This is a genomic window from Olivibacter sitiensis DSM 17696 (genome assembly GCF_000427965.1).
In the GTDB taxonomy this organism is placed as follows: Bacteria; Bacteroidota; Bacteroidia; order Sphingobacteriales; family Sphingobacteriaceae; genus Olivibacter; species Olivibacter sitiensis.
Genome location: NZ_ATZA01000033.1, coordinates 16,985 through 40,019 on the forward strand (window position 1 = coordinate 16,985; position 23,035 = coordinate 40,019).

The 23,035-nt window shown below is 44.8% G+C and carries 17 protein-coding genes; 9 read left to right on the plus strand and 8 right to left on the minus strand.

The genetic code is table 11. From position 1 onward, the window contains the following. The first annotated feature begins 12 nt into the window (after nt 1–12). The 3 genes from A37S_RS0115865 to A37S_RS0115875 all read left to right on the plus strand — a co-directional run bounded on the left by A37S_RS0115865 (nt 13) and on the right by A37S_RS0115875 (nt 4,534). A complete protein-coding gene (locus tag A37S_RS0115865; RefSeq protein ID WP_036602819.1) occupies nt 13–1,068 on the plus strand; it encodes a sensor histidine kinase in 1,056 nt (351 codons plus the stop codon). Continuing rightward, nucleotides 1,065–1,805, plus strand: a complete 741-nt coding sequence (locus tag A37S_RS0115870) for a LytR/AlgR family response regulator transcription factor (RefSeq protein ID WP_028297842.1) — start codon at nt 1,065–1,067, stop codon at nt 1,803–1,805. Before A37S_RS0115865 ends, A37S_RS0115870 begins: the two co-directional genes overlap by 4 nt. A gap of 176 nt (nt 1,806–1,981) precedes the next feature. Then, nucleotides 1,982–4,534 (plus strand): DUF5686 and carboxypeptidase-like regulatory domain-containing protein, encoded by a 2,553-nt coding sequence (locus A37S_RS0115875; RefSeq protein ID WP_028297843.1) that lies wholly within the window; start codon nt 1,982–1,984, stop codon nt 4,532–4,534. A gap of 70 nt (nt 4,535–4,604) precedes the next feature. Here the strand turns inward: A37S_RS0115875 and A37S_RS27140 are convergent, their stop codons facing one another. Together A37S_RS27140 and A37S_RS24960 are read right to left on the minus strand one after the other, a co-directional pair. Beyond that, entirely contained in the window at nt 4,605–4,754 is a 150-nt protein-coding gene (locus tag A37S_RS27140; protein WP_157278719.1) for a hypothetical protein, read from the minus strand. Nucleotides 4,755–4,858: 104 nt separating this feature from the next. Beyond that, complete coding sequence (locus tag A37S_RS24960) at nt 4,859–7,138, minus strand: GH92 family glycosyl hydrolase (RefSeq protein ID WP_036602824.1); 2,280 nt, start codon at nt 7,136–7,138, stop codon at nt 4,859–4,861. A gap of 462 nt (nt 7,139–7,600) precedes the next feature. Here A37S_RS24960 and katE point away from each other — a divergent pair, with 462 nt between their 5' ends. Next, nucleotides 7,601–9,748, plus strand: coding sequence for a catalase HPII (gene katE / locus A37S_RS0115890; RefSeq protein WP_028297844.1), 2,148 nt, complete (start codon nt 7,601–7,603; stop codon nt 9,746–9,748). Nucleotides 9,749–9,886: 138 nt separating this feature from the next. On the opposite strand, the gene A37S_RS0115895 is transcribed toward katE, so the two are convergent. The 4 genes from A37S_RS0115895 to A37S_RS0115910 form a co-directional block, all read right to left on the minus strand. Next, complete coding sequence (locus tag A37S_RS0115895) at nt 9,887–11,281, minus strand: MBL fold metallo-hydrolase (protein ID WP_028297845.1); 1,395 nt, start codon at nt 11,279–11,281, stop codon at nt 9,887–9,889. A gap of 83 nt (nt 11,282–11,364) precedes the next feature. Next, nucleotides 11,365–13,197 (minus strand): ABC transporter ATP-binding protein, encoded by a 1,833-nt coding sequence (locus A37S_RS0115900; RefSeq protein WP_028297846.1) that lies wholly within the window; start codon nt 13,195–13,197, stop codon nt 11,365–11,367. A 155-nt stretch (nt 13,198–13,352) separates the two neighbouring features. Further along, a complete protein-coding gene (locus A37S_RS24965; RefSeq protein WP_051293233.1) occupies nt 13,353–13,895 on the minus strand; it encodes a hypothetical protein in 543 nt (180 codons plus the stop codon). Between the two features lie 47 nt (nt 13,896–13,942). Further along, nucleotides 13,943–14,731 carry an SAM hydrolase/SAM-dependent halogenase family protein gene (locus A37S_RS0115910; protein ID WP_028297847.1) on the minus strand — a complete coding sequence of 263 codons (789 nt, stop codon included), beginning with the start codon at nt 14,729–14,731 and terminating at the stop codon, nt 13,943–13,945. 345 nt (nt 14,732–15,076) lie between these two features. Between A37S_RS0115910 and A37S_RS0115915 the strand changes: the two genes are divergently transcribed. The 4 genes from A37S_RS0115915 to A37S_RS0115930 are packed head-to-tail and all read left to right on the plus strand — an operon-like array spanning nt 15,077 to nt 18,337. Next, nucleotides 15,077–16,045: a PhoH family protein gene (locus A37S_RS0115915; RefSeq protein ID WP_028297848.1), complete on the plus strand. Its 969-nt coding sequence runs from the start codon at nt 15,077–15,079 to the stop codon at nt 16,043–16,045. Between the two features lie 17 nt (nt 16,046–16,062). Continuing rightward, on the plus strand, nt 16,063–17,010 hold the full coding sequence (locus tag A37S_RS0115920) for a phosphoribosylaminoimidazolesuccinocarboxamide synthase (RefSeq protein WP_028297849.1): 948 nt from the start codon (nt 16,063–16,065) through the stop codon (nt 17,008–17,010). A gap of 21 nt (nt 17,011–17,031) precedes the next feature. Then, a complete protein-coding gene (locus A37S_RS0115925) occupies nt 17,032–17,412 on the plus strand; it encodes an STAS domain-containing protein (RefSeq protein ID WP_028297850.1) in 381 nt (126 codons plus the stop codon). 10 nt (nt 17,413–17,422) lie between these two features. Next, nucleotides 17,423–18,337 carry a ribonuclease Z gene (locus tag A37S_RS0115930; protein ID WP_028297851.1) on the plus strand — a complete coding sequence of 305 codons (915 nt, stop codon included), beginning with the start codon at nt 17,423–17,425 and terminating at the stop codon, nt 18,335–18,337. A gap of 29 nt (nt 18,338–18,366) precedes the next feature. Here the strand turns inward: A37S_RS0115930 and A37S_RS0115935 are convergent, their stop codons facing one another. Both A37S_RS0115935 and A37S_RS0115940 read right to left on the minus strand, forming a co-directional pair. Next, nucleotides 18,367–19,311: an MlaD family protein gene (locus tag A37S_RS0115935; RefSeq protein WP_028297852.1), complete on the minus strand. Its 945-nt coding sequence runs from the start codon at nt 19,309–19,311 to the stop codon at nt 18,367–18,369. Nucleotides 19,312–19,364: 53 nt separating this feature from the next. Beyond that, nucleotides 19,365–20,234 carry an N-acetylmuramoyl-L-alanine amidase family protein gene (locus A37S_RS0115940; protein ID WP_028297853.1) on the minus strand — a complete coding sequence of 290 codons (870 nt, stop codon included), beginning with the start codon at nt 20,232–20,234 and terminating at the stop codon, nt 19,365–19,367. Nucleotides 20,235–20,468: 234 nt separating this feature from the next. Between A37S_RS0115940 and A37S_RS0115945 the strand changes: the two genes are divergently transcribed. Continuing rightward, a complete protein-coding gene (locus A37S_RS0115945; RefSeq protein WP_245586407.1) occupies nt 20,469–23,015 on the plus strand; it encodes a putative LPS assembly protein LptD in 2,547 nt (848 codons plus the stop codon). Nucleotides 23,016–23,035: the final 20 nt, after the last annotated feature.

Consider the following 23,035-nt stretch of genomic DNA (forward strand, 5'->3'; position numbering starts at 1 on the left):
CAAAAGCCAATTATGAATACCGACTCTACCTATAAATGTTTCAGTTCTCAATATTCATTTGTCGTTGCGTTCTGGTCGTTGTACTTCCTCTACGAATGGTTGACGCAAGCCTCTATGAGCGACGAATATGCAAGATATCTGCTTTGGGCCAGCGTTATGGTGCCCATTACCATGCTTACCGGACTGCTCATCGTGCATCTTTATTTTAACAGGTTTTATATGAGGGGTAGGAAGGAACTGTTCTGGATATGTTTGGTATTGACCATACTCATTGCCTTGGTACTGAGGCGGTGGTTTTATTATGGCTATACCTATCCACGTTATTATCCCGAACTGTTGGTGCAACCTTTCTTTTATTTGCCCAAGATGATTATCGATATGGTCAATATGTGCCTTATCGTCGCACTTTATTCGCTGATTCACTTCTTTAGGGCCTATTTTGAACAACAAAAGCTTACCGAAAGCTTGCAAAAGGAAAACATCAGGTCGGAACTGGAGCTTTTGAAGATGCAGGTACATCCGCACTTTATCTTCAACACGCTGAATAATATATACTCCTTCTCTATTCAGCAAAATCCAGCAACTCCAAGCCTCATACACGGCCTATCCACGTTCTTGGACTACAACCTCTATTCTTCCAAGCAACATACCGTGGCCTTGGAGACTGAATTGGAATATATCAAAAATTATATGGAACTGGAGAAGATTCGATGTGCCAACAGACTGGATATTTCCGTAAATACATTAACGCCTATTACTGGCTTTCATATCAGTCCAATGCTCATTTTGCCATTCATCGAAAATGCATTTAAGCATGGCGTGGCAAAGGAGAAAAGCGCGTCTTGGATTCGGGTAGATGTTGCAGTAAGACAAGATAGGCTGAAGCTAACGATCGAAAACAGTTGCCCAACAGGGGCTAATACCACGGCTGATAAACGATCGGGTATAGGTCTCCAGAACGTAAAGCGACGCTTAGAGATACTCTACGACGGGTCGCATAAAATCGATTTCCTGAAAAGTGAGGGTGCTTTTTTGGTCATTCTAGAACTTCCAAATATAGTAGTATGAACGCGCAAAGCCTTATCAGATGTATCGCTATTGATGATGAACCACCTGCTCTGGAGCTGTTGGTATCCTATATTTCCAAAGTGCCTGCATTGGATCTACGCTATTATACGACCAATCCATTGGATGCGTTTGGCTATATTCAACAATATCAGGTAGATCTATTGTTTATAGACATCCAAATGCCCCATTTAAATGGGCTCGAACTGCTGAGGTCGCTCGCCGTGAAGCCACAGATTATCGTCACCACAGCTTTCAGGGATTACGCGGCCGAGTGTTTCGATCTGGATACGCTTGACTTTCTGTTGAAACCCTATCGTTTTGACCGTTTTTTGCGAGCTATTTCCAAATATAGAAAATTCATGTCTCTCAATATTGATCTAGAAACTAGTAAAATAGAAGAGACAATACCCGATGCTCCATACATGTATTTCAATGTCAACAAAGAAATGGTCAAGATTTTCTTGGCAGACATTATTTATATTGAAAGCATTAAGGACTACATCAGGATTGTCACTGAAAAAAAGACGATTATCACCTATCAGCGTATCGGTTATATGGAGCAAAAGCTTCCGGAAGCAGATTTTGTCAGGGCGCATAAATCCTATATAGTAAACTTGAACCGGATATCTTCCAAGCGAGGCAATAATATTTCCTTGGGTAAGGTCACTATCCCAATAGGCAGGAACTACAAAAACAAATTGCACGAATTGTTCAGTAGAAAAATGGAAGAAATATAGCAAAGAGCTCTCTTTTGCCACATCCAGTATCATTATCTGTTTTATTTGTCTATTTTTATTGTCTAAATTTGATAAATCATTACCTATCTTGCTTCTTCATTGCTTAATGGGATGTAAAGCGAAAAAATAGGTGGTGGGGAGGTGGTATCATTAGAGAATCATAGCTATTGAAAACGATGTCGGTCCTTAAAAACAGAAAATTGCTTCGTTTCTCGTTTTTGGTGCTTATGGGTACAGCAATGGCTACATCCCTATCTTTTGCCCAGGTTAGAATTACGGGACGCGTGACCGATGCCATAACCGGAAAAGGCGTTTCTGCGGTGACGGTACGCATGCTGCATACCTCCATAGGTGCCGCTACGGACAGTGCAGGCTACTACGCGATATCGACCGGCGTTTCTACGGGCACGCTTCAGTTCACGGCATTGGGATTTAGGTCTGTTACTAAATCGTTGCCGGAAGGAAGCGTTGTAGAGGTCAACGTGCAACTGGAGCAAAATATAAACCAGCTTCATGAAGTGGAGATAGGGACTAAGCGCCCTATTCCTAAACACGATCGCTCGGCGGCCGAGCTTATACGTAAGGTGATAGGTCGCAAAAAGCAGAACAGGATGTTGAGATTTGACGCTATCTCGTTTCAAACCTATGAAAAGCTGATGATCGCATTTGCGGATATTCCCCGGGTTTTGGCCAATAGTTCGCTCAGTAAGGGATACCGCTTTGCTCTGGAAAATGTAGATACCGTATCGGTTCCGGGCAGGGCCCTGGTTCCCGTTTACCTCGGGGAGTCTTTTGCGCTACATTTCAAGGGCCGGTTTCCCAAGATCAATCGGACGCTGGTCACAGCTGAACAAAAGACCAAGCTGGACGAACGTTATGTGAACAATGAAAACTTGAATACCTATTTTGATTTTCTGAACAAGGAAGTGGATATCTATGACAACGATATACTGATTCTCGGTCGTCCATTTCTGAGCCCCATTGCCGAAAGCGCCTTGCTCTTTTACAACTACTATGTGACCGATACTGTTGATGTAAACGGGGCAGGTTTTGTGGAGGTAACTTTCCTGCCTCGAAATGATAAAGACCGCCTGTTTTCGGGCAAGCTCCACGTCTCTATGGATGGCAATTATGCTATTGGACAGGCCGATTTATCGGTAGATGACAAAGTCAACGTAAACTGGCTTAAGTCGATCCGTATTTTTCAGCGTTTTGGACAGCAGGAAGGAGCTTACCTGCCAGAATCGTGTGAAATTACGACCGTGATGAGTGTAGGGAAAGAAAAAGGAGGGGTAGTAGGGCAGCTGAATGTGATCTATAGCGACTACGATACGAAAGGGGACGTTCCCCCAGAACTGAAGTACAAAGCATATATGTCCTACGATGCAAAAAAGGATACCTTGAGCGAGGCAGAGTGGGCGAGACGACGGCCTATTCCCCTGTCTACGGCCGAGGCCAACACCTATTCCAATATAGATAGCCTGAGCAGCAGCCCATCCTTTATCCGTACCTTGCGGCTAGGCTACCTGGCCACTAAAGGATATTGGTACCAAGGACCAGTTGAATTTGGTCCTTTTGGGCGTATCGTCCACCACAATCAACAGGAAGGTACGCGTATTCGTTTGGGTGGGCGCATTACGCCGGAGCTTTCCGATAAGTATTATTTGGAAGGATATATGGCCTATGGCTTTGGAGACAGGCAATTTAAGTATTATGCTGGAGGTGCCTATACGCTGAACCGGCGCGAAGTGGGACGATATCCGAGTCATTACCTACAAGTATCCTTGCAGAAAGAAGTGAACCAACCTGGCGAGAAGCTCGGATTTAACCACAAGGACGAATTCTTGAGGTCGTTTCGTAGGGGCAACCAAGATTATTGGCTGTACAATACGGTATTCAACCTGGGCCATGTCGTCGAATTTGGCAACCATTGGATGCTGCAAACGCATTATAGCGCGCATAAGCAGCGGCCCGCCGGGAATATCCATTTCTTCTCTGCAGCCAACACAAATGATACCTTGCGGGCGGTGAAGACCTCTGAATTGGGGGTTTTGCTGCGATGGGCTCCTTATGAGGAATTTTTTCAACAAAAGCTGGATAGGAAATACCTTACCAACAAGCATCCCATCTTTACCTTCAGTTATAATATGGGGATTAAGGGTTTATTGGGAGGCGAATACAACTACCACGCCTTGCGCTTCAACGTTTCCAAGCGCTTTTGGCTGTCCCAGCTTGGATTGGCAGATGTAAACCTAGGTGCCGGTTATATATTCGGGGCTTTGCCTTTTCCACTGCTGGATATTCCAACGGCCAACCAGACTTACCTTACGGTGCCAGATGCCTTCGATCTGATGAACAGCATGGAATTTGTAAACGACCAATTTATCAAGATGACCGTCAGGTATCGCATGCTTGGATTTGTATTTAATAAGATTCCATTGTTGAGCCGTTTGAAATGGAGGGAAACTTCTCAGCTTAGCGTGCTTTATGGTGGCCTCCGCAATGAAAACCTGCCTGAGTATAATCCCGAAGTATTTCGTTTTCCGACCTATTCGAATAATGTACCGGCGACATTTGAGATGGGCAAAAAGCCCTATATGGAATGGAGCATAGGTATTGAGAACATTTTTAAATTGTTGCGGATAGAGTATGTGCGTCGCTTGTCTTATCTTGATCATCCCAACATAGACGGGTCGGGCATTCGCTTTACTATAAGAAGTGGTTTTTAATTCTTCCGACGCCATTAAAATACCAAAAGTAGTTGTTACTTCCTTGCTTATTTACTATGGAAGGATTTACTTACTTTGAATTCTTCAAAGTCCAGTACCGATAACCCAAAATGGCTTTTTCCGTCTTGGTTAGCTTTGCTGGGTCCTTGTGGATGAGGCTCGGCAGTATCTTATTGTTGAGGCTCACGATAGCCTTGAATATGTTTTTCTTGATTTTCATAATACGTGTTCTTAATTGCTATAGGGAAAAGAACAAGAGAAAAGGGGCCAATGTTTTCAATGCGTTGAAAACATTGGCCCCTTTTATGGGCGGACTTTTATTGTCTATTGCTGCGGAAAAGCAAAAGATGGGGGTAAAGCATCATCTTTTGCTCCCCAGTTTTTATTGGGATGCTTGCCCATCACAAATTCCAGTTTACCGCCCTTGCTGAGATCCTCATGGCTGATCCATGATTTGTTCCAGTCCTTCCCGTTCAATTTGGCCGACTGTATGAACTTGTTTTCCGGATCATACTCATGACATACAATCTCGAAGGTTTTGCCATTGCCCATATGAAGTTTGGCATTTTTGAACGTAGGACTGCCAATGACATACATAGGCAGACCCGGTGTCACGGGATACAGACCCAACTGGGAGAATACCACGAAAGCCGTCATGCCGCCTCCATCTTCATCGCCGGGTATGCCCATGAGGTCGTTCCTGAACCACTGTTTCAATAGCGTGCGTATGCGTTTTTGCGTTCTCCAGGGTTGGCCGGCATAGTTGTACAAGTAGGGGATGTGCAAGCTCGGCTCGTTGGCCATGGAAAATTGACCTACATTGCCCGTATGATCACCAAATTGGTGGTAGAAGTCTGGTTTGCCCTTGCCCAATGGCGTGTCGTACATCTTTTCCAGCTCATCGACAAAAGATTGCTTGCCGCCCATCATTTTCACCAGGTCGGCAATGTTGTGCTGCACGTCCCAGCGGTATACCCAGCCATTGTTTTCATCATAGGCTTCACGGGCACCGATACCGCTCGAATAGCGGTAGTCAAAGGGTTGGATGAAGTTGCCGTCCTTGTCCTTTGGGTGAAAGAACTTAGTTTCTTCGTTAAATACCTTATGGTAATTGAGGCTCCGATTCAGAAAGTAATTGTAATCGTCTGTTTTACCCAATTCCTTGGCTATCTGTGCCAGGCACCATTCGTCATAGACCGTCCCCAGCGTAACTGCTATAGGTTGTCTTTTTTCCCATGAATGCACTTCAGGCACGGTTTCCTCGGCGCCTGGCGGCAAAGCCGGGAAATAGCCGTTTTCCTTGAAGAACTCGTCGAGCACCCCTGCTTTTTTACCAGACCACGGAGCCAGTGTTTTTTCCGTTATGCCCGCCTTACAGGCTTCATAGGCCTTCTCGAGGTCAAAACCTCTTAGCCCTTTGTTATAAGCATCTATAACGGTGGCCACGCCATGGTTGGAGTTCATGCGGCGGCTATCGCCATTGACTTCGGGAAATGTGGGCATCCAGAAGTGGTCCATTTGCTCGGCCATGCGGATGAAGGAGCTGATCATATGCGTTTCCATCTCCGGTTCCATGATGACACGCAAGGGATGCGTGGCGCGATAAGTGTCCCAAATCCAGTCGTCCGTGTAGAACGGTATGCCATTGTCGTCATGCACTGTGCCGTCAAAAGCACTGAAATATTTTCCATCTTCGGAAATGCATATCATACGTTCGTAGGTGCGGTAGAGCGAGGTGTAAAAAACGGTCTTTTGATTATCGTCATCCCCATCGATGGCTATTTTGCCAAGGGTCTGGTTCCAGGTATTTCTTCCTTGTTCGGCTATTTTGTCCAGTTCATAGTCCTTGATTTCCCTTTTCAGGTTCTTCTCTGCCTGTTGCTCGCTGATGAAACTGATGCCGTATCTCACCCTTAGTTTTTTTGTGTTTGGGGCAAATTGCAGCACGAGGGCGGCATCCTTGCCTTCCACAATGTTCGACTGGGTATTTATTGTTCCATTTTCCAATGCGCCACTTGCCGATGGCGTGGCCTCCGTTTCTACGTAGATGTATACCTTGGTATTGTTGCCTATACCCTGATAACCGCTGATGCTATTGCCCTTTGCCTGAAGTTTACCGTCGCCTGAGCTTAAAAGTAGTATGGGAGCCTGCTCATCGGTGAATTGCAATTCATATATGGCCGATTGATGGGAAGGGGCATACCTCACGCCAATGCCGTAGTCGTCTAGGTCTACGCTATAATAATAGGGCTTGGCCACCTCATTGTCATAGCCATAAGCCACGAAGGAGGGGAGTTGTTCCGCGGCGCCCTGATAAGGACTTAGCTTGAAAGCCGATTTTCCCCTATGGCTGGTCACTATAAGAGGCAGACCCTTCAGCTTGTTGCCCGTGAAATCATCCCGTTCTGGATACACGCGCAACATACTGTTGGGCAAGTGCACAGTAGGGTAGGTGGGAACCAATAAATGGCTGATGTTGCCAATGTAGGAATTTACATAATCTACCGCTTCCTTCTTGCTTTGTCCATAACCCGATAAGTGAACCAATAGCGTGAAACTAATAAAGGCTAGGCCACGTAAACAGATTTCTTTCGTTTTTTTCATTCGAGTTTTTTCTGGTTTTGATCGTTCAATAATTTTAGATATAAATTGGTTTTATTTTATTTCCATGAAAAATAAAACGTTTTAGCAAAACTAAATAAAAATATGGAAATAAAAGAGCTGGAAAATTGAACGAAGTGTTAATGGTTGGGCAATTTTTATTCTTACCAAAGCAGTTTTGTATAGATTGATTTTTTTGCAAAAATGGTTTATATGACTTTTAAAGACAGGTCCTTTTATGTAGTGTTGGGTTTGGTGTGGTCTTTTAGGTAGTCGGTATACATCAAAAGCTGGGCTGAACAAAAATAGTCTCTTCATCTTGGGATTTCAGAAAACAATTCAATTTCAGCCATGTTGCTTGTGTAAGCTGATTATATTTCGTCTAGCCATATTTACCTTAGAGTAGGCGAAAATATACCATAAGGCGCACCATCTATTTTTCATACATCTATCTATAAAAACACCATGACTAAGAAAAATTCACAGAAAAAAGGCAATAGCAAGGAGGACAAGCTATTGGCGCACACCGAGGACGGTAAGGATCAGTTCTTGACCACCAACCAGGGAGTGAGGGTCAACGACAATCAAAACTCGCTGAAGGCTGGTGAAAGGGGGCCATCGCTGTTGGAGGATTTTATCCTCCGGGAGAAGATTACCCATTTTGACCATGAACGCATACCAGAGCGCATCGTACATGCGCGCGGTGCAGGGGCACATGGCGTATTTAAGCTATACGATTCGCTTTCCAAGTATACGAAGGCCGGTTTTCTGACGGATACCGCCAGGGAGACGTCGGTATTTGTACGGTTTTCTACTGTGGCGGGCTCGCGTGGGTCTACTGACCTAGCCAGGGATGTGCGCGGATTTGCCGTAAAGTTTTATACAGACGAAGGGGTGTTCGACCTGGTAGGCAATAATATTCCTGTATTCTTTATTCAGGATGCAATGAAATTTCCAGATCTTATCCACGCCGTGAAACCCGAGCCGCACAACGAGATTCCCCAGGCGGCCTCTGCTCATGACACTTTTTGGGACTTTGTATCGCTCATGCCAGAGTCTGCCCATATGGTACTGTGGACCATGTCTGACAGGGCCATCCCGCGCAGCTTTCGCATGATGGAGGGTTTTGGCGTGCATACCTTTAGGCTGGTGAACGAAGAAGGGAAAAGCACCTTCGTGAAGTTTCACTGGAAACCCTTGCTTGGCATGCATTCCGTGGCTTGGGACGAGGCTCAGAAAATATCTGGAAGGGATCCCGATTTTCACCGTCGCGACCTGTGGGAAGCCATTGAAAGCGGTGATTTTCCGGAATGGGAACTTGGCGTGCAATTGATAGACGAGGCCGATGAGCATAAATTTCCTTTCGATCTGCTAGACCCCACCAAGATAGTCCCCGAAGAACTGGTGCCAGTACAAAAAGTAGGGAAGCTGACACTGAACCGAAATCCAGACAACTTCTTTGCCGAGACCGAGCAGGTGGCTTTCCATCCGGGACATGTGGTACCGGGCATCGATTTCACAAACGATCCATTGTTGCAAGGCCGGTTGTTCAGCTATACGGATACGCAGCTCAGTCGGCTTGGCAGCCCAAACTTTCACGAAATACCCATCAATAGATCCATTGCCCCGGTACATAATAACCAGCGAGATGGACATATGAGGCAAACGATCAATAAAGGAGTGACCAGCTACCAACCCAATAGCCTTGGCGGTGGTTGTCCCTATCAGGCAATGATTGCCGATGGTGGTTTTTCTTCCTATCCCGAGCGTATCGATGCCAATAAGGTAAGGGATCGCAGCGAAAGTTTCAGTGATCACTTTAGTCAGGCCACCCTGTTTTACAACAGCCAATCGGCATACGAGCAGCAGCACATCATAGAGGCCTATAGTTTTGAGTTAAGCAAGGTCAACTACCCACATATCCGCAAGCGTGTACTGGGCTTGCTATCTGCCATAGACAAGAGTTTGGCGACAGCAGTGGCCTCTTACCTGGGTATGGAAGTGCCCGAAGAACTAGAAAAGCCAATAAACGAAGGTATTCCGGCCGATGCTGATAAATCAAAGTACGAGCCAAGACAGGTGAAGCAGAAATCGGCCACTTCACCTGCATTGAGCATGGCCAATACGATAAAAGATAGTATTGCCACGCGGAAGATCGCTTTTCTCCTAGCCAATGGAGCCGATGCAGATGAGCTGACTACTGTCAAAAAGGCATTGGAAGAGGCGGGTGCTGTAGTGGAAGTCATAGCACCCAGAATAGGCGACATTCCACTCAGTGAGGGGACGACAACAGCAAAGCATAGTTTCCTTACCGCCAGCTCTGTTTTGTTCGATGCGGTGTTTATTCCAGGGGGCAAGTCGAGTATAGAAAGCCTGAAAGCCGAACCCGACGCCCTGTTGTTTGTTAATGAGGCCTATAGGCATTGCAAGGCCATTGCCTTGAGCGGCGATGCTAAGGACTTTCTGTCTGCTACTTCATTGGCAAATGCCAAAGAAGATCCGGGACTTATCGTTCAGCAGAACGATTTGGGTACATTGGCAAAGCACTTTATCAAGGCCATTTCACAGCACCGTGTTTGGGAAAGGGAGACCAAGCGCAAGGTGCCAGCCTAAGGTATATATCTTTAAAAACCAAATTAAAACAGCGCATTGGAAGAACAATGCGCTGTTTTTGGAGATAAGAAATCCGTTCTTTGCGCCAAAGAATTTATAAAATTTTAACGCGGCTTTTTTTGCTATGTTTCAACGGGGTTATCCCAATACAAAAGTTTGCCCTTTCATTGGGATTTCCACTCGGTAACCCTTTTCTTCGAGGTCGTTTTTTAGCGCTTCCATGCTTATGGGTTCGCCATGCACCAAAAATACGTTTTTGAGCTTATTGTTGTCTTGTTGCAGTACGTTATTGACCAGGTCATTATGGTCGCCATGTCCACTCAACGCATCGGTGCGCTGTATCTTGGCGAAGACCGAAAGATCGCGATGACGTAGTTTCACGATGGGATCGCCACGTAGTAAGCGATTGCCCAAAGTTCCCGGCGCACAGTAACCTATGAAGAGGATGGTACAATAGTAATTCTGGATATTGTTATATAAGTGATCCTGTATACGTCCACCCTCCAGCATCCCTGCAGAGGAGATAATAATACAAGGCTCGTAATAATTGGAGATTTCCTGACTTTCCTGCAGGTCTTCCACATACCTCAGGTTATCGAAGCTGAATTGGTCGCCCTCCCGAGCATAAAATTCCTGGGCCTCTTGATTCAGTAGGGAATTGAATCTTCGGTAAACCTCGGTGGCGTAGTTGGCCAAAGGACTGTCTACAAAGATCTTGACCATGGGCAACAGCCCTTTACTGAAAATGCGATTGAGGCTATATACGAGGGCTTGTGTGCGACCAATACTGAAAGCTGGGATAATTAATTTTCCCCGTGTTTTGATACAGGTCTCCTCAATGGCCTTTAGCAAGACCTCTTCCAGATTTTGGTCGCTATGCCAACGTCCTCCGTAGGTCGATTCGCTGATAAGATAGTCGACCTGTGGAATAGGTTCGGGGTCTTGTAAGATTGGGTAGCCCTTACGGCCTATATCGCCCGTGAAGGCAATGCGTTTGGTCTTGCCCTCATCTTCTATTTCAAATACGACGGCTGCTGCGCCCAAAAGGTGCCCAACGGGAATAAATGTCACTTGGATACCGTCCTTTATATGAAACGGTTTTTTGAAAGCAATGGTCACAAAACGGTCCGCTGTTTCCATTACGTGCTTTTGGAGGTAGAGAGGAGGGTTGTGAAAGGTCACCGTACGGTTTTTTCGTTTTACCTTTCTTCTTTCCTTTCTCATAAAAATATTGACCGAGTCCAGCATAAGCAATTCGCCCAATCTTGCCGTAGGGGCTGTGCAAAGCACTTGTCCTGCAAAACCTTTCCGCACCAGTGTGGGGATATTGCCCGAATGATCGATATGGGCATGCGTCAACACAACGAGGTCGATATCGGTAGGGCTGAAGGGAAAATCCTCGTTTTTCAGCATATCATTGTTGCCATGCTCGTAGTCTAGGCCACAATCGACTAATATTTTATAGCCGTCTATTTCCAAGAGATGCATGCTGCCGGTAACCTGCTGAGCGGCACCCCATGTTGTCAATTTTATCATGGTATAATATCTTGGGCAGTAAACAAACTACTGCCATTAGCTGCAAAATAAGGAAATTTGGGGGGAATTAGAAATGTTCTTCACACGACTTTCTGCTCCTGTTGTAGGCCGCAAAGGTATCTGTAAAGGCCATTCTCATTGAGTAGCAGTTCATTGTGCGTACCACATTCCACCACGCGTCCTGCATCTATGACAATGATTTTATCTGCTTCGCGTATGGTGGATAGCCTATGTGCTATGATGATGGAGGTGCGGCCTTTCATGAGTGATTCCAGCGCCTGTTGCACCAGACGTTCGGACTCTGAATCGAGAGAGGAGGTAGCTTCGTCCAAGATCAGTATGGCGGGGTCTTTCAGAAGGGCCCTTGCTATGGCAATACGTTGGCGTTGGCCACCGGAGAGTTTGACGCCACGTTCACCTACCATGGTGTCATAGCCTTCGGGAAAAGCCTCTATAAAATGATGGGCATTAGCTTTGCTTGCCGCTTCTATTATTTCTTCGTCTGAGGCACCCAGTTTGCCATAAGCGATATTTTCTTTGATGGAACCACCAAATAGCAATACATCTTGCGGTACAATGGCCACTTGGTTGCGAATGTCAGTCAATTTAAAAGAGAGAGCTGGACGCTCGTCAAAATAGATCTGGCCTGCCGTCGGGTCGTAAAAGCGGAGTATTAAAGAGGCTAAAGTAGATTTTCCGGTGCCACTCGGGCCTACGATGGCCACTTTTTCTCCTGCATCTAGGTCAAAGGAGATATCTTGCAGCACGGGCACCTCTTTTCTCGAAGGATAGGAAAAACCGACATGTTCAAAGCGCAATTGGCCTGCAATGTGTTCTTTTACTTGATTATCTTCGGCCACGATGGATACATCTTCCCGTTTTTCTTCCAATATTTCAACGACACGCTCAGTAGCACCCACGGTTTTTTGTACGGTGGCATAGAGCTCGGGGAAACTGCCCATAGAGCCCGCTACAAACAAGGAAGAGATGATATAGGTCGTAAGGCTGCCCACCGTTAGCTCGCCTGTTGCAATGAGCGAAGCACCGTACCAGATGACGGCCACGACGGCACCAAATATGCAAAACAAAATAAAGCTGGCAAATAAGCCACGATAACTTGCTCCTTTTAAAGCCAGATTAACCACGGACTGTAAGGAATTGGCGTATCGTTTGGCCTCATAGGCCTCGTTGACAAAAGCCTTTACATTGCTAATGCCTTGCAAGGTCTCTTGAACAATGGTATTGGACTCGGCAAGTTTATCCTGTGCCTTTCGGCTTAGATTGCGGATAAAACGACCGAAAAAAGCCGCTACAACAACTACAACAGGCAAGATGGCGAGATTGAGCATGGTGAGCTTAATGGACACGATAAACAAGAAACAGATACCACCAATAAGCAATATACCCTGCCTGATCATCTCGGCAAAGGTAGTGGTCATGGTATCCTGTATCTGACTCAAGTCAGACGATAATCGGCTATTTAATTCACCCACCCTGCGGTTGGCGAAAAAATCCATGGGTAGGGTGATGAGGTTAAAATAGGTGTCTTTGCGTATATCGGCCAAGGTGCGTTCGGCAACTTCTACGAATAGACGGATTCTGAAAAAGGAAATAAAAGATTGGAAGGCAAGTATGCAAAAGGTGACGACTCCTATGGTCTTCATATCGCTTGGTATGACAGCAAGAGTCTGCTCGCCCTGTGCCGCATCCACCATGCTTCCCATGAGGGCCGGAAGAGCCAAAAGTGACAAACTGGAAAGTACGAGGAAAAGAAACCCAAAGAAGAACTTTAACCGGTAAGGTCTTAGATAAGTCAATAATTTACCAATGTTTTTGATTGATTTTTTGTTGATCTTCGCTTTCGGGAAATCATCTTGGGAACAATCACCGCTGTTTAATCTCGCTCTTGCCATTAATCAAATGTCCTTAACAAAGGACAAAAGTACTGACAATATCTCTCTTGCCAATCACTGCAACGTCATTTATTGGTTTTGAGATACCAGATGTGAGATATGAGACATCAGATAGGGGACTAAATAACGAAATGCTTTAGACTTTCACGTCCAGCTCAATGGATGTCTTTGTTCTTGCTACTTGTTATTCTATATCTCATTAACAGTACAAGGAGTAATAAACTTAGGGTACCCAAACCGACACACAGCAACAGGTAGATGCTGTTCTCGCTGCGTAGGGCATTGATCTCCGTTTGCCGGTCGTCATTGGCTTTTTGCAGTTTGCTGATGGTGTTGATGTAGCCGTTGATACGGTTGCCCGATAAGCTGACCTGCTCTTCTATGTTTTTTCTTTCGATATCCTTGAAGTCCAGCAGGGCCCGCGTCTCCTTAAAGATGAGTTCGTCGTTTTGTACAATCTGCTTCAATATATCTATCGAAGCTTGCATGTCTTTCTTGGTTTTCAGTCCAAAAATGCCTGTTTTTGCCTTTAGGCTCTTATCAAAATCGCCAAATCTACTGCTTCTTTCTTGCAGTAGCTGGTTTATTTTCTGTCGTTGTATATCATAGGCACTACTGTCGCGTTGGGCAAATACATTGCCAATACCACTGATGATGAGTACGAACGAGATAAAGACCTTTGCGATGAAATTGCCCATATTTGTACTATTTAAAACTTATAACGTACAACGTATAACTCACGATCCTAGTCTCGCTTATTAAAAAAAGTGACCAGTATAGTATCATTAAGCCCCATGCCTAGGAGCCCCGCGGCTTTGCCTCTGTTGAGGGCGATTTCAAGGTGATTGCTGATGCCGAATAGACATAGCTTTTCGCCATTCTCTACCTCATTGTAATGCCAGCTGAGATTTTTGATGGTCTCATTTCTCCTAAAAGCCAGTTCGAAATTACGACCTTTTTGCACTTTATTGAACAATTCCTTGCTAATGTTTGTGATGATGTTTTCGAACGAATCGATGTATATGACACTCCCGCGTATGGTGTTGTCGGTAATGGTTGGTTGCAATACATTCTTCAATACAATGTCATCGATGGGATCACCTATTTCGCCTAATTTGCCCCCTTGTGCCAAGTGGCTGGCCGCCTTAGCGAAAATATCTGTAAGAGGGAAGTGGAGGAATTTGAGATCCTGAACTATATTGAGCTCCACGATTTCATCGGGTTTGCACTCAAAGATGAGTGAAAATATGCCGCTATCGGCACCAACGAAATAATGGTTTTCATGCCTAATGGCCACATAACGCACATTTTCACTGAATACCGATTCTATACCAATAAGATGGACGGTCTCATCTGGGAAAAATCTATACGCATTTTTCAATACAAAAGCTGCCTGTTGTATGTTGAACGGCGCTATGTTGTGTGAGATGTCTATCAGCTGGGCATTGGGATATAGGCTGATGATGCTGCCCTTGAGGGCAGCCTGATAAAAATCCTTGTATCCCAAATCTGTTGTAAGCGTAATGATGCCCATATGCAGTTTAAACCCCTCGTGTTGACACGATCAAATCCCAAAGGACAAACTTAGATAAATTGTCTTTCAGATGCAATTTACTTAGAAGCATAAGAGAGCAATTCGTCCGAAAGTCACTGACCACTTAAACTGGGTTGAAAATAGCCTGTTATAGCTACTTTTATTTGTGCCTTTATTTTAGTAATCTTGCCTTTGTTTTGCTATGCAAACCTAGCACGAATTTTCAATATTTAGTATTTGGTCAATGCAAAATATCTGAATTCCTTGATACACAAAACGAAAATGGTAGGGCCTTGTTTGCTGGTCTGAGAAAAAATGAAAGAATAACAAATTATCCGTATAGATTTGAACGAGTTACTAGTTAAATTGGAACAGGTAGATCCTGTGATGCTATGGGGAGCACAAAATGAACATTTTGAGCTTATCAAAAAATACTTCCCAAAATTGAAACTCGTAGCAAGAGGAAATGAGCTGAAGGTATTAGGCGAAATGGATGAAAGCCAATTGTTTAAGGAGAAGTTTAATAACATATTGCAGCATTTGGAAAGGTTTCATTCGTTGAGTAGCAATGATATAGAGCATATTCTTGATGCTAGTCCCGCTGTGAATCAAGGAGTGGCAAGCACCGTGGAGAAAGCTTCTACTTCGTTTGGTGGCGAGCCGATAGTCTATGGACCCAATGGTATTGTGGTGCGGGCGCGTACGGCAAATCAGCGCAAGATGGTGGACAGCATTATCAAAAATGACGTATTGTTCGCTATTGGCCCGGCCGGTACGGGTAAGACCTATACTGCTGTGGCACTTGCTGTGCGTGCTTTGCGCAATAGGGAGGTAAAACGGATTATCCTTACAAGGCCGGCAGTGGAAGCTGGCGAGAACTTAGGTTTTCTGCCAGGAGATTTAAAAGAAAAGGTAGATCCCTATCTGCGTCCGCTGTACGATGCCCTGGATGATATGATCCCGGTGGAGAAACTAAGGATGTACCTAGAGAATAGAACCATCGAGGTGGCTCCCTTGGCTTTTATGCGTGGGCGTACATTAGATAATTGTTTTGTGATACTAGACGAGGCGCAGAACGCTACCGAGATGCAGCTCAAGATGTTTCTCACACGTATGGGGCCTACCGCCAAATTTATCATCACCGGTGATATCACCCAGATAGACTTGCCCAAAAAACAGCAATCTGGCCTGCATAATGCCCTGAAGTTATTGGATCATATAGAAGGCATAGATATGATTTACCTTAGTGGCGCAGATGTGGTAAGGCATAAGCTGGTGAGACGTATTTTGGAAGCTTACGGAGATATAGATTAATAAATAAAGGTTTTTTGATGAACGTTATAAAAGAAACGCATTTCGAATTCCCTCGGCAAACCGCATTTTACAAGGGAAAAGTGAGAGACGTATATACTATTGAAGATAAATTTTTGGCTATGGTGGTCACCGATCGCATCAGCGCGTTTGACGTAGTGCTGCCAAGAGCCATACCTTACAAAGGGCAGGTGCTCAATCAGATTGCCGCACGTTTTTTGAAAGCTACGGAAGATATTTTACCCAATTGGGTTATCGACGTGCCAGATCCCAGTGTCACCATTGGGCGTATAGCAAGTCCATTTAAAGTAGAAATGGTGATAAGGGGATATCTCTCCGGACATGCTTGGCGCGAGTACGCGGCAGGAAAACGGGAGGTATGCGGAGAGAAGCTTCCAGATGGCTTAAAAGAAAACGATAAGCTGCCTCAGCCCATCATTACGCCTACCACAAAGGCCGCTGTGGGCCATGATGAAGATATCTCCAAAGCGCAGATCTTGAAGCAGGGCATAGTAAGTGAGGCGGATTATGAGCAACTGGAAGCATATACCAAGGCACTTTTTCAGCGCGGCACCGAGCTTGCCAATAAGCAAGGGCTTATCTTGGTCGATACCAAATACGAGTTTGGAAAAATAGGCGATACGATTTATCTCATCGACGAAATCCATACACCAGATTCGAGCCGCTATTTTTATGCGGATGGCTATGCAGACTTGCAGGAGAAAGGACTGCCACAGCGGCAATTGTCTAAAGAGTTTGTGCGTAAATGGCTTATGGAGAATGGATTTCAAGGTAAAGAAGGGCAGGCAATGCCGGGAATGTCCGATGAACTGGTGCTTTCTATCTCCGAGCGATATATTGAGCTATATGAACACATAGTAGGAGAAAAGTTTGTGCGTCCGGATATAGGCAATATAATAGAGCGTGTGGAACAAAATATTCTACGAGCAATAGAGAAATTGAATTAAAAAAAAGAAAGGGTTTGTGGTATGAGATTTTCAATAGATAAACACGACCGCTATGTGGTATTGAAACCTCTGGAAACGATATTAGACGGTGAAAAGGCCCAACAAATAAAGTCGGAGTTTATTTTGCTGAATACAGATGGGCAGCGAAATATCGTGCTGGACCTTTCTGAAATAGAACATGTGGACTCTTCCGGTTTGAGGTGTGCGCTAATGGCTCATCGCTTGTGCAAAGCGGCGGGAGGGGTTTTTGTCATGTGTTGCGCGAACGAGGAACTGAGGCGGCTCATCAGCCTGTCTCAATTGCAAGATGTACTAATGAACGTGCCCACTACGCAAGAAGCGGAGGATATTATTTTCATGGAAGAAATTGAGAAGGAGCTTCGCGGTTCCGTAGAGGAATAGTTCTGACTGGATGAAATTTGAGTTAACGATACTTGGGAGCAATTCCGCCACACCGGCGTTTGGGCGCAATCAAACAGCTCAGATACTCAACAGCAATGAGATTTTTTACCTGATAGATTGTGGGGAGGGGACGCAGCTGCAGCTACAGCGTTTCGGCCTGAAATCCAGTCGCATCAAATATGTGTTTATTTCCCATTTGCATGGTGATCATTACCTAGGCCTTGTAGGACTCATATCCTCCATGCACCTTAACGGACGCAAGGAGGCGCTCCATGTTTTTGGTCCTGAGCCTTTGCTGGAAATCATACAGATTCAACTGCGCTTTTCTGAAACAATTTTGAGCTACCCCTTGCATTTTGAAGCTACAGACCCTTTGCAGGAAAGCTTGATATTGGAAAATGATGACCTATATGTGTACAGTTTTCCTTTGCAGCATCGCATCCCATGTACGGGGTTTCGGTTTGTGGAGAAAAAGCGCTTGCCGCATATATTGAGGGAGCGTGTCGAAAAACTGGGGATTCCAAAAGTGTTCTATTCGAAAATAAAGCGTGGTATGGCATATACAGATCAAAACGGGCTGACCTATCCCGCCAGTGAGCTGACAGTACCTGCACCCATGCCCAAGTCATATGCTTTCTGCTCAGATACGGTGTGCTCTTGGAGTTACCTTGAATCCATACGGGGAGTAAATTTGCTTTATCACGAAGCTACTTTTCTGCAAGAGATGCAGGCAAGGGCCCTGGAAACCTATCACACCACCGCATTCCAGGCAGGCGAAGTAGCTTTGAAAGCAAATGTACAGTCCTTGCTCATCGGCCACTTTTCCTCCCGATACCGTGATTTGGATCCCTTGCTTGCAGAAAGCAAATCTGTTTTTGCTAATGTCAAGCTGGCCATAGAGGGACAAACGTACGAGATTATGTAGAGACGGATGATCATCCATCTCTACGGTCATTAATTATTCTTACGTCCAAAAATAGAGAAATGAACGTAGCGTCCTGGATTTTCACGGAGATCTATCATCAAGCGGTCGAGATTTTTCGATGATTTGTTGAGGTTGTCATACAACTCTTCGTCATTGAGCAGAAGACCTAATGACCCCCTGCCTTCGTTGATGTTAGAAACAATGGCCTGCAGGTCGGCTACTGCCTGGTTGGCATTGTTGATGGTTTTCTCAAAATCGGCCCTTGCTACCTTGTCAGATACCTCTTCTAAGTTACTGAAGATAGCGTCTATCTTGGGTCCATTATTCTTGAAATGATTTGAAATCGACTCTGCATTGGCTAGTATAGTGCTAACCTTTGCCTTTTGAGTTCCCACCAATTCATCAAGTTGAGAGGTTGTGTTCTCCAAGGTGCTAAGCGAATTGGCAATGCTATGGATACTTCTGTTGAAATCTTTCCTGAAACCGGGATTTAATGTGCTGTGTATGTCATTTAATACAGAATCCAAGGTAGCAACCACTGCCTCGGCCTTCTTTTGTACCGGTTCCACTTGATCTAGGAAGTTCTGTTGGATATTGGCCCTAAGAGTATCCCCGTCTTGGGCATAGCTTTGGCTATTTCCCAATTCAAAAACAATGGCCTTGCCTCCCAGCAAGTCCGTACTGGCCAGCCTTGCCATGGTATTGGCAGGGATGGCATAATCGCCCTTGATTTTAAAAGTAGTGAGGATAGTACCATCGGGACGGAGCTTCATGCCGGCCACCCGGCCTATACTATAACCGTTGACCATCACAGGTTTTGAAACCGTAAGACCATCGACACGCGTATATACGGCATAAAATGTGTTCTCGCTGGAGAATACATCATTTCCCCTTAAGAAACTGTATCCTATTATAAGCACAGCTATGGCTATTGTTGCCATGATGCCTACCTTGGTTTCGTTAGATATTTTCATCAAGTAATGTTCAAATCAATTCTTCGGTTCAACAAGTAAAAGCTAACAATTGTTTAATTCTCCACTTGTTTTTTGTATGTTTTTATGGCATTGAGCAGATTGTTTGCAATTTCTTTCCTGCCAGACTCACTGTTCATGTAGCGTTCTTCCTCCGGGTTACTGATAAATCCGATTTCGGTGAGCACAGCGGGCATGCCTGCTGCTGCCAGTACCGCAAGACTCTGTTCTTTCACACCGCGGTTCGTCCTGTTGGATTTAGCGTACTCCCGTTGTACCAGATCGGCAAACTTAATACTTTGATCGCGATAGGCATTTTTCATCAAGGATAGGATAAGAGCTCCTTCGGGATCATTGGGATCAAAGCCTTGGTAGTTTTCCTTATAGTTCTCCTCCAAGAGGATGGAGGCATTTTCACGCATGGCTACATCTTGTTCTCCAAGTCTGTTGAATCCAGACACAAAAGTCTCCGTTCCCGATGCCGATGTGTTTTGGGACTTTACAGTTTTATACACAGGGACCCGTTGTCCACGCTTGTTTTTGGTATACCCCGTTCTGACCCTTTTAGAAACTAAGGGCATCGAGTTACAGTGTATGGAAATAAATAAATCAGCCTTGTTGCTATTGGCTATCCCAATACGTTCATATAATTCTATAAAGGTATCCGTGGTGCGGGTATAGATGACCTTGACATCTGGAAGTTCGCGTTTGATGGCGTTCCCCAGCTCTAAAGCCACCTGCAAGGCCACATCCTTTTCCTTACTGATCAGACCGTGTGTGGCGCCGTCTTTTCCTCCGTGACCCGCATCTATCACCACGGTTTTGAAGCGATAAGGTGTCTGTGAAAAGCAGTCGTGTATGACTAAAATGTTAAAAAATATAAATAAACAATATAAGGAACAGATTTTAGTTATAGAAGTATTCATTAGTATCTTACGTGGTTAAAATAAAAAGCTTTTGTATTATAATGCTATAATTAAAAACTTATTGTATGCTTTTTAAAAAGCCCTACTTTTGGTGACGGTTTTTTCACTAATTTTGGGGCGCATAAAAAAACAATACAGATGCAAAAATAATATTCACAACTCAATTTGAAGTCGCTTACTGTTTTTTTTAATTATATTTTATTTTTTTCTGTTTTTTTCTTCGCAAATGTCTCCATGGCGCAGCAACTCATTGTGGGCGACTCGGTAGATATTTTGAAGAATAGGCAAGATACTGTCCCTCCTCCACGAAGGGCAGTGGCTAGAGATAGTACCTCTACTGGTATCACAGCGATGGTGCAGGCGATGGCCGACGATTCCAACAGGATGGATAAAAAGAACAACATAGCCTACTTCTACGGTAACGCCAAGGTGAAATACGAAAGTTTTGAGCTAACGGCAGATTATATTATGGTCGATTACGACAAGAATTTGCTTTTTGCGAGTGGCCTTGTGGACCATAACGGAAAATATCGAGGCCGACCAATATTCAAGGACGGTGCAGAAGCCCCCATAAGTGTCGATTCGGTATATTATAATTTCGAGTCGAGAAAAGGACGGACATTCAACGTCTTTACCGAGATGGATGGCTCGTCTATGCAAGCCGAAGAGGTGAAGCGAAACGAGTATGGCGAGCAGTCCATCAGACATGGATTCTATAGTACCTGCAACCTGCCGTATCCACATACGCACTTCGGCTTCCGAATCAGTAGGGCCATCGTGACAGACAAATTGGTGGTAGCTGGTCCATCGTACATTGAGTTTGAAAACGTGCCGGTGCCTTTCCCGCAGTTGCCCTTCGGCTTTTTCCCCAAGACAAACAAACGATCCTCCGGATTTTTGTTTCCTTCTTTCGGCGAAGATTATACACGTGGTTTTTTCGCAAGAGACGGAGGATGGTACTTTGCCATCAATGATTATTGGGATACCGAGGTGCGAGGCACTTGGTATACAAAAGGCTCGTGGGAGGCCAATACGAGGGTGCGTTACAAAAAGAACTATAAATATGATGGTGGTTTCACCCTGCGATACGCCTCTACCAACAATGGTGTGGAAGGGTCGGCCAACTATACGACCAATAAGGACTTTAACATTACCTGGAACCATTCTCAACGACAAGAGGCCAACCCGGGGACTTCTTTCACGGCATCGGTCAATGTGGGTACGGGATCATACTTCCAGAATACGGCTGCCGGTGGGTCGTATAACTATGAGCAGATCTCGCGGAGGAACATGAATTCAAGTATTGCCTATGGCAAGGTGTTTGCCGATGGGAAACTCAATTTCACATCGAGTTTTAGCCATAGACAGGATATCAGCTCGGGTACCCTATATCTACAGTTACCTACTTTTGCCCTTAATGCTACCTCCTTTAATCCCTTTGATTCAAAGGATAGGGTAGGTGAGCAGAAGTGGTATCAGCGTATCAATATGGGCTATAGTATGCAGGGATCCAATACCATTAATACGACCGAGAGCGAACTTTTTAAATCAGGATCATTACAGAAATTCCAAAACGGTATTCAGCAAAATATTCCGATCAATCTGTCACTGAACGTAATGCAATATTTTCAATTCAATACCAGTGTCAACTATACCGAAAGGTGGTATCTGCAATCGGTGCGCAGGTGGAGGGAAAACACGCCTGGTGGGTTTGAGATGAGAACAGATACGGTACGAGGCTTTAATAGGGCATATGACTATTCCATGTCGAGTGGTTTTTCCACAAAAGTATACAGCATGGGCCAATTTAACAAAGGGAAAGTGGCAGCCATACGCCATGTGATCACCCCCTCTGTCAACCTCAACTACCGTCCAGATTTCTCGGATCCGAAGTATGGGTTTTATCGCAATTATATAGATGCTTCTGGTGTCGAACAAAAGTATTCTATCTTTGAGGGGGCAGTCTATGGTGGGCCAGGTGCTGGCAGATCTTTTGGCATAGGTTTTAGTGTAGATAATAATGTAGAGGCAAAAGTAAGAACGAAAAGTGACACGGCAAATGCCTTCAAGAAAATCCCCATTTTGCAGGGCTTGACTTTTTCGGGCAATTACAATATGGTGGCCGACTCTTTCAAGCTCTCTAATATTTCGATGTCTGGCCGTACTGCTCTCTTTGATCAAAAACTTGGACTCAACTTTAATGGTACATTCGACCCTTATAGCATAGACCCAGCTACGGGAAGGCGGGTGAATCGATTTGCTATCAAAGACGGAAGCCTTGCTCGACTGACCAATTTTGGGATCTCTACCAGCTTTAGCTTCAATCCAAAGGCAGCGCAAAGCAGAAACGACAATTTGAACGAGTTGGACCAGCAACGACCCAATATGACGCCCGAACAGCAGCAGGAGCTGAGCAGGATCAGTTCTGACCCCAACGCCTTTGTGGACTTCAATATCCCCTGGAACGTCGCTGCTTCATTCAATTTTCAGTACAGCAAATCCGGGTTGAATGCCAACTATACGAGTACCATCAATATCAATGGAGATCTGAATGTCACTCCAAAATGGAAGGTACAATATAATAGCGGTTATGACTTCATTCAGAAAAAGATTAGCCTAACACAGTTGAGCATATACCGTGATTTGCATTGTTGGGACATGTCGTTCAGCTGGATTCCATTTGGTATGTATAGGAGCTATACCTTCAATATAAAGGTGAAAGCTTCCATCTTGCAGGATTTGAAGCTCAACAAACGGAATGATTATTATAACAGTTTTTAAGTTAATATCGTTTAGTGATC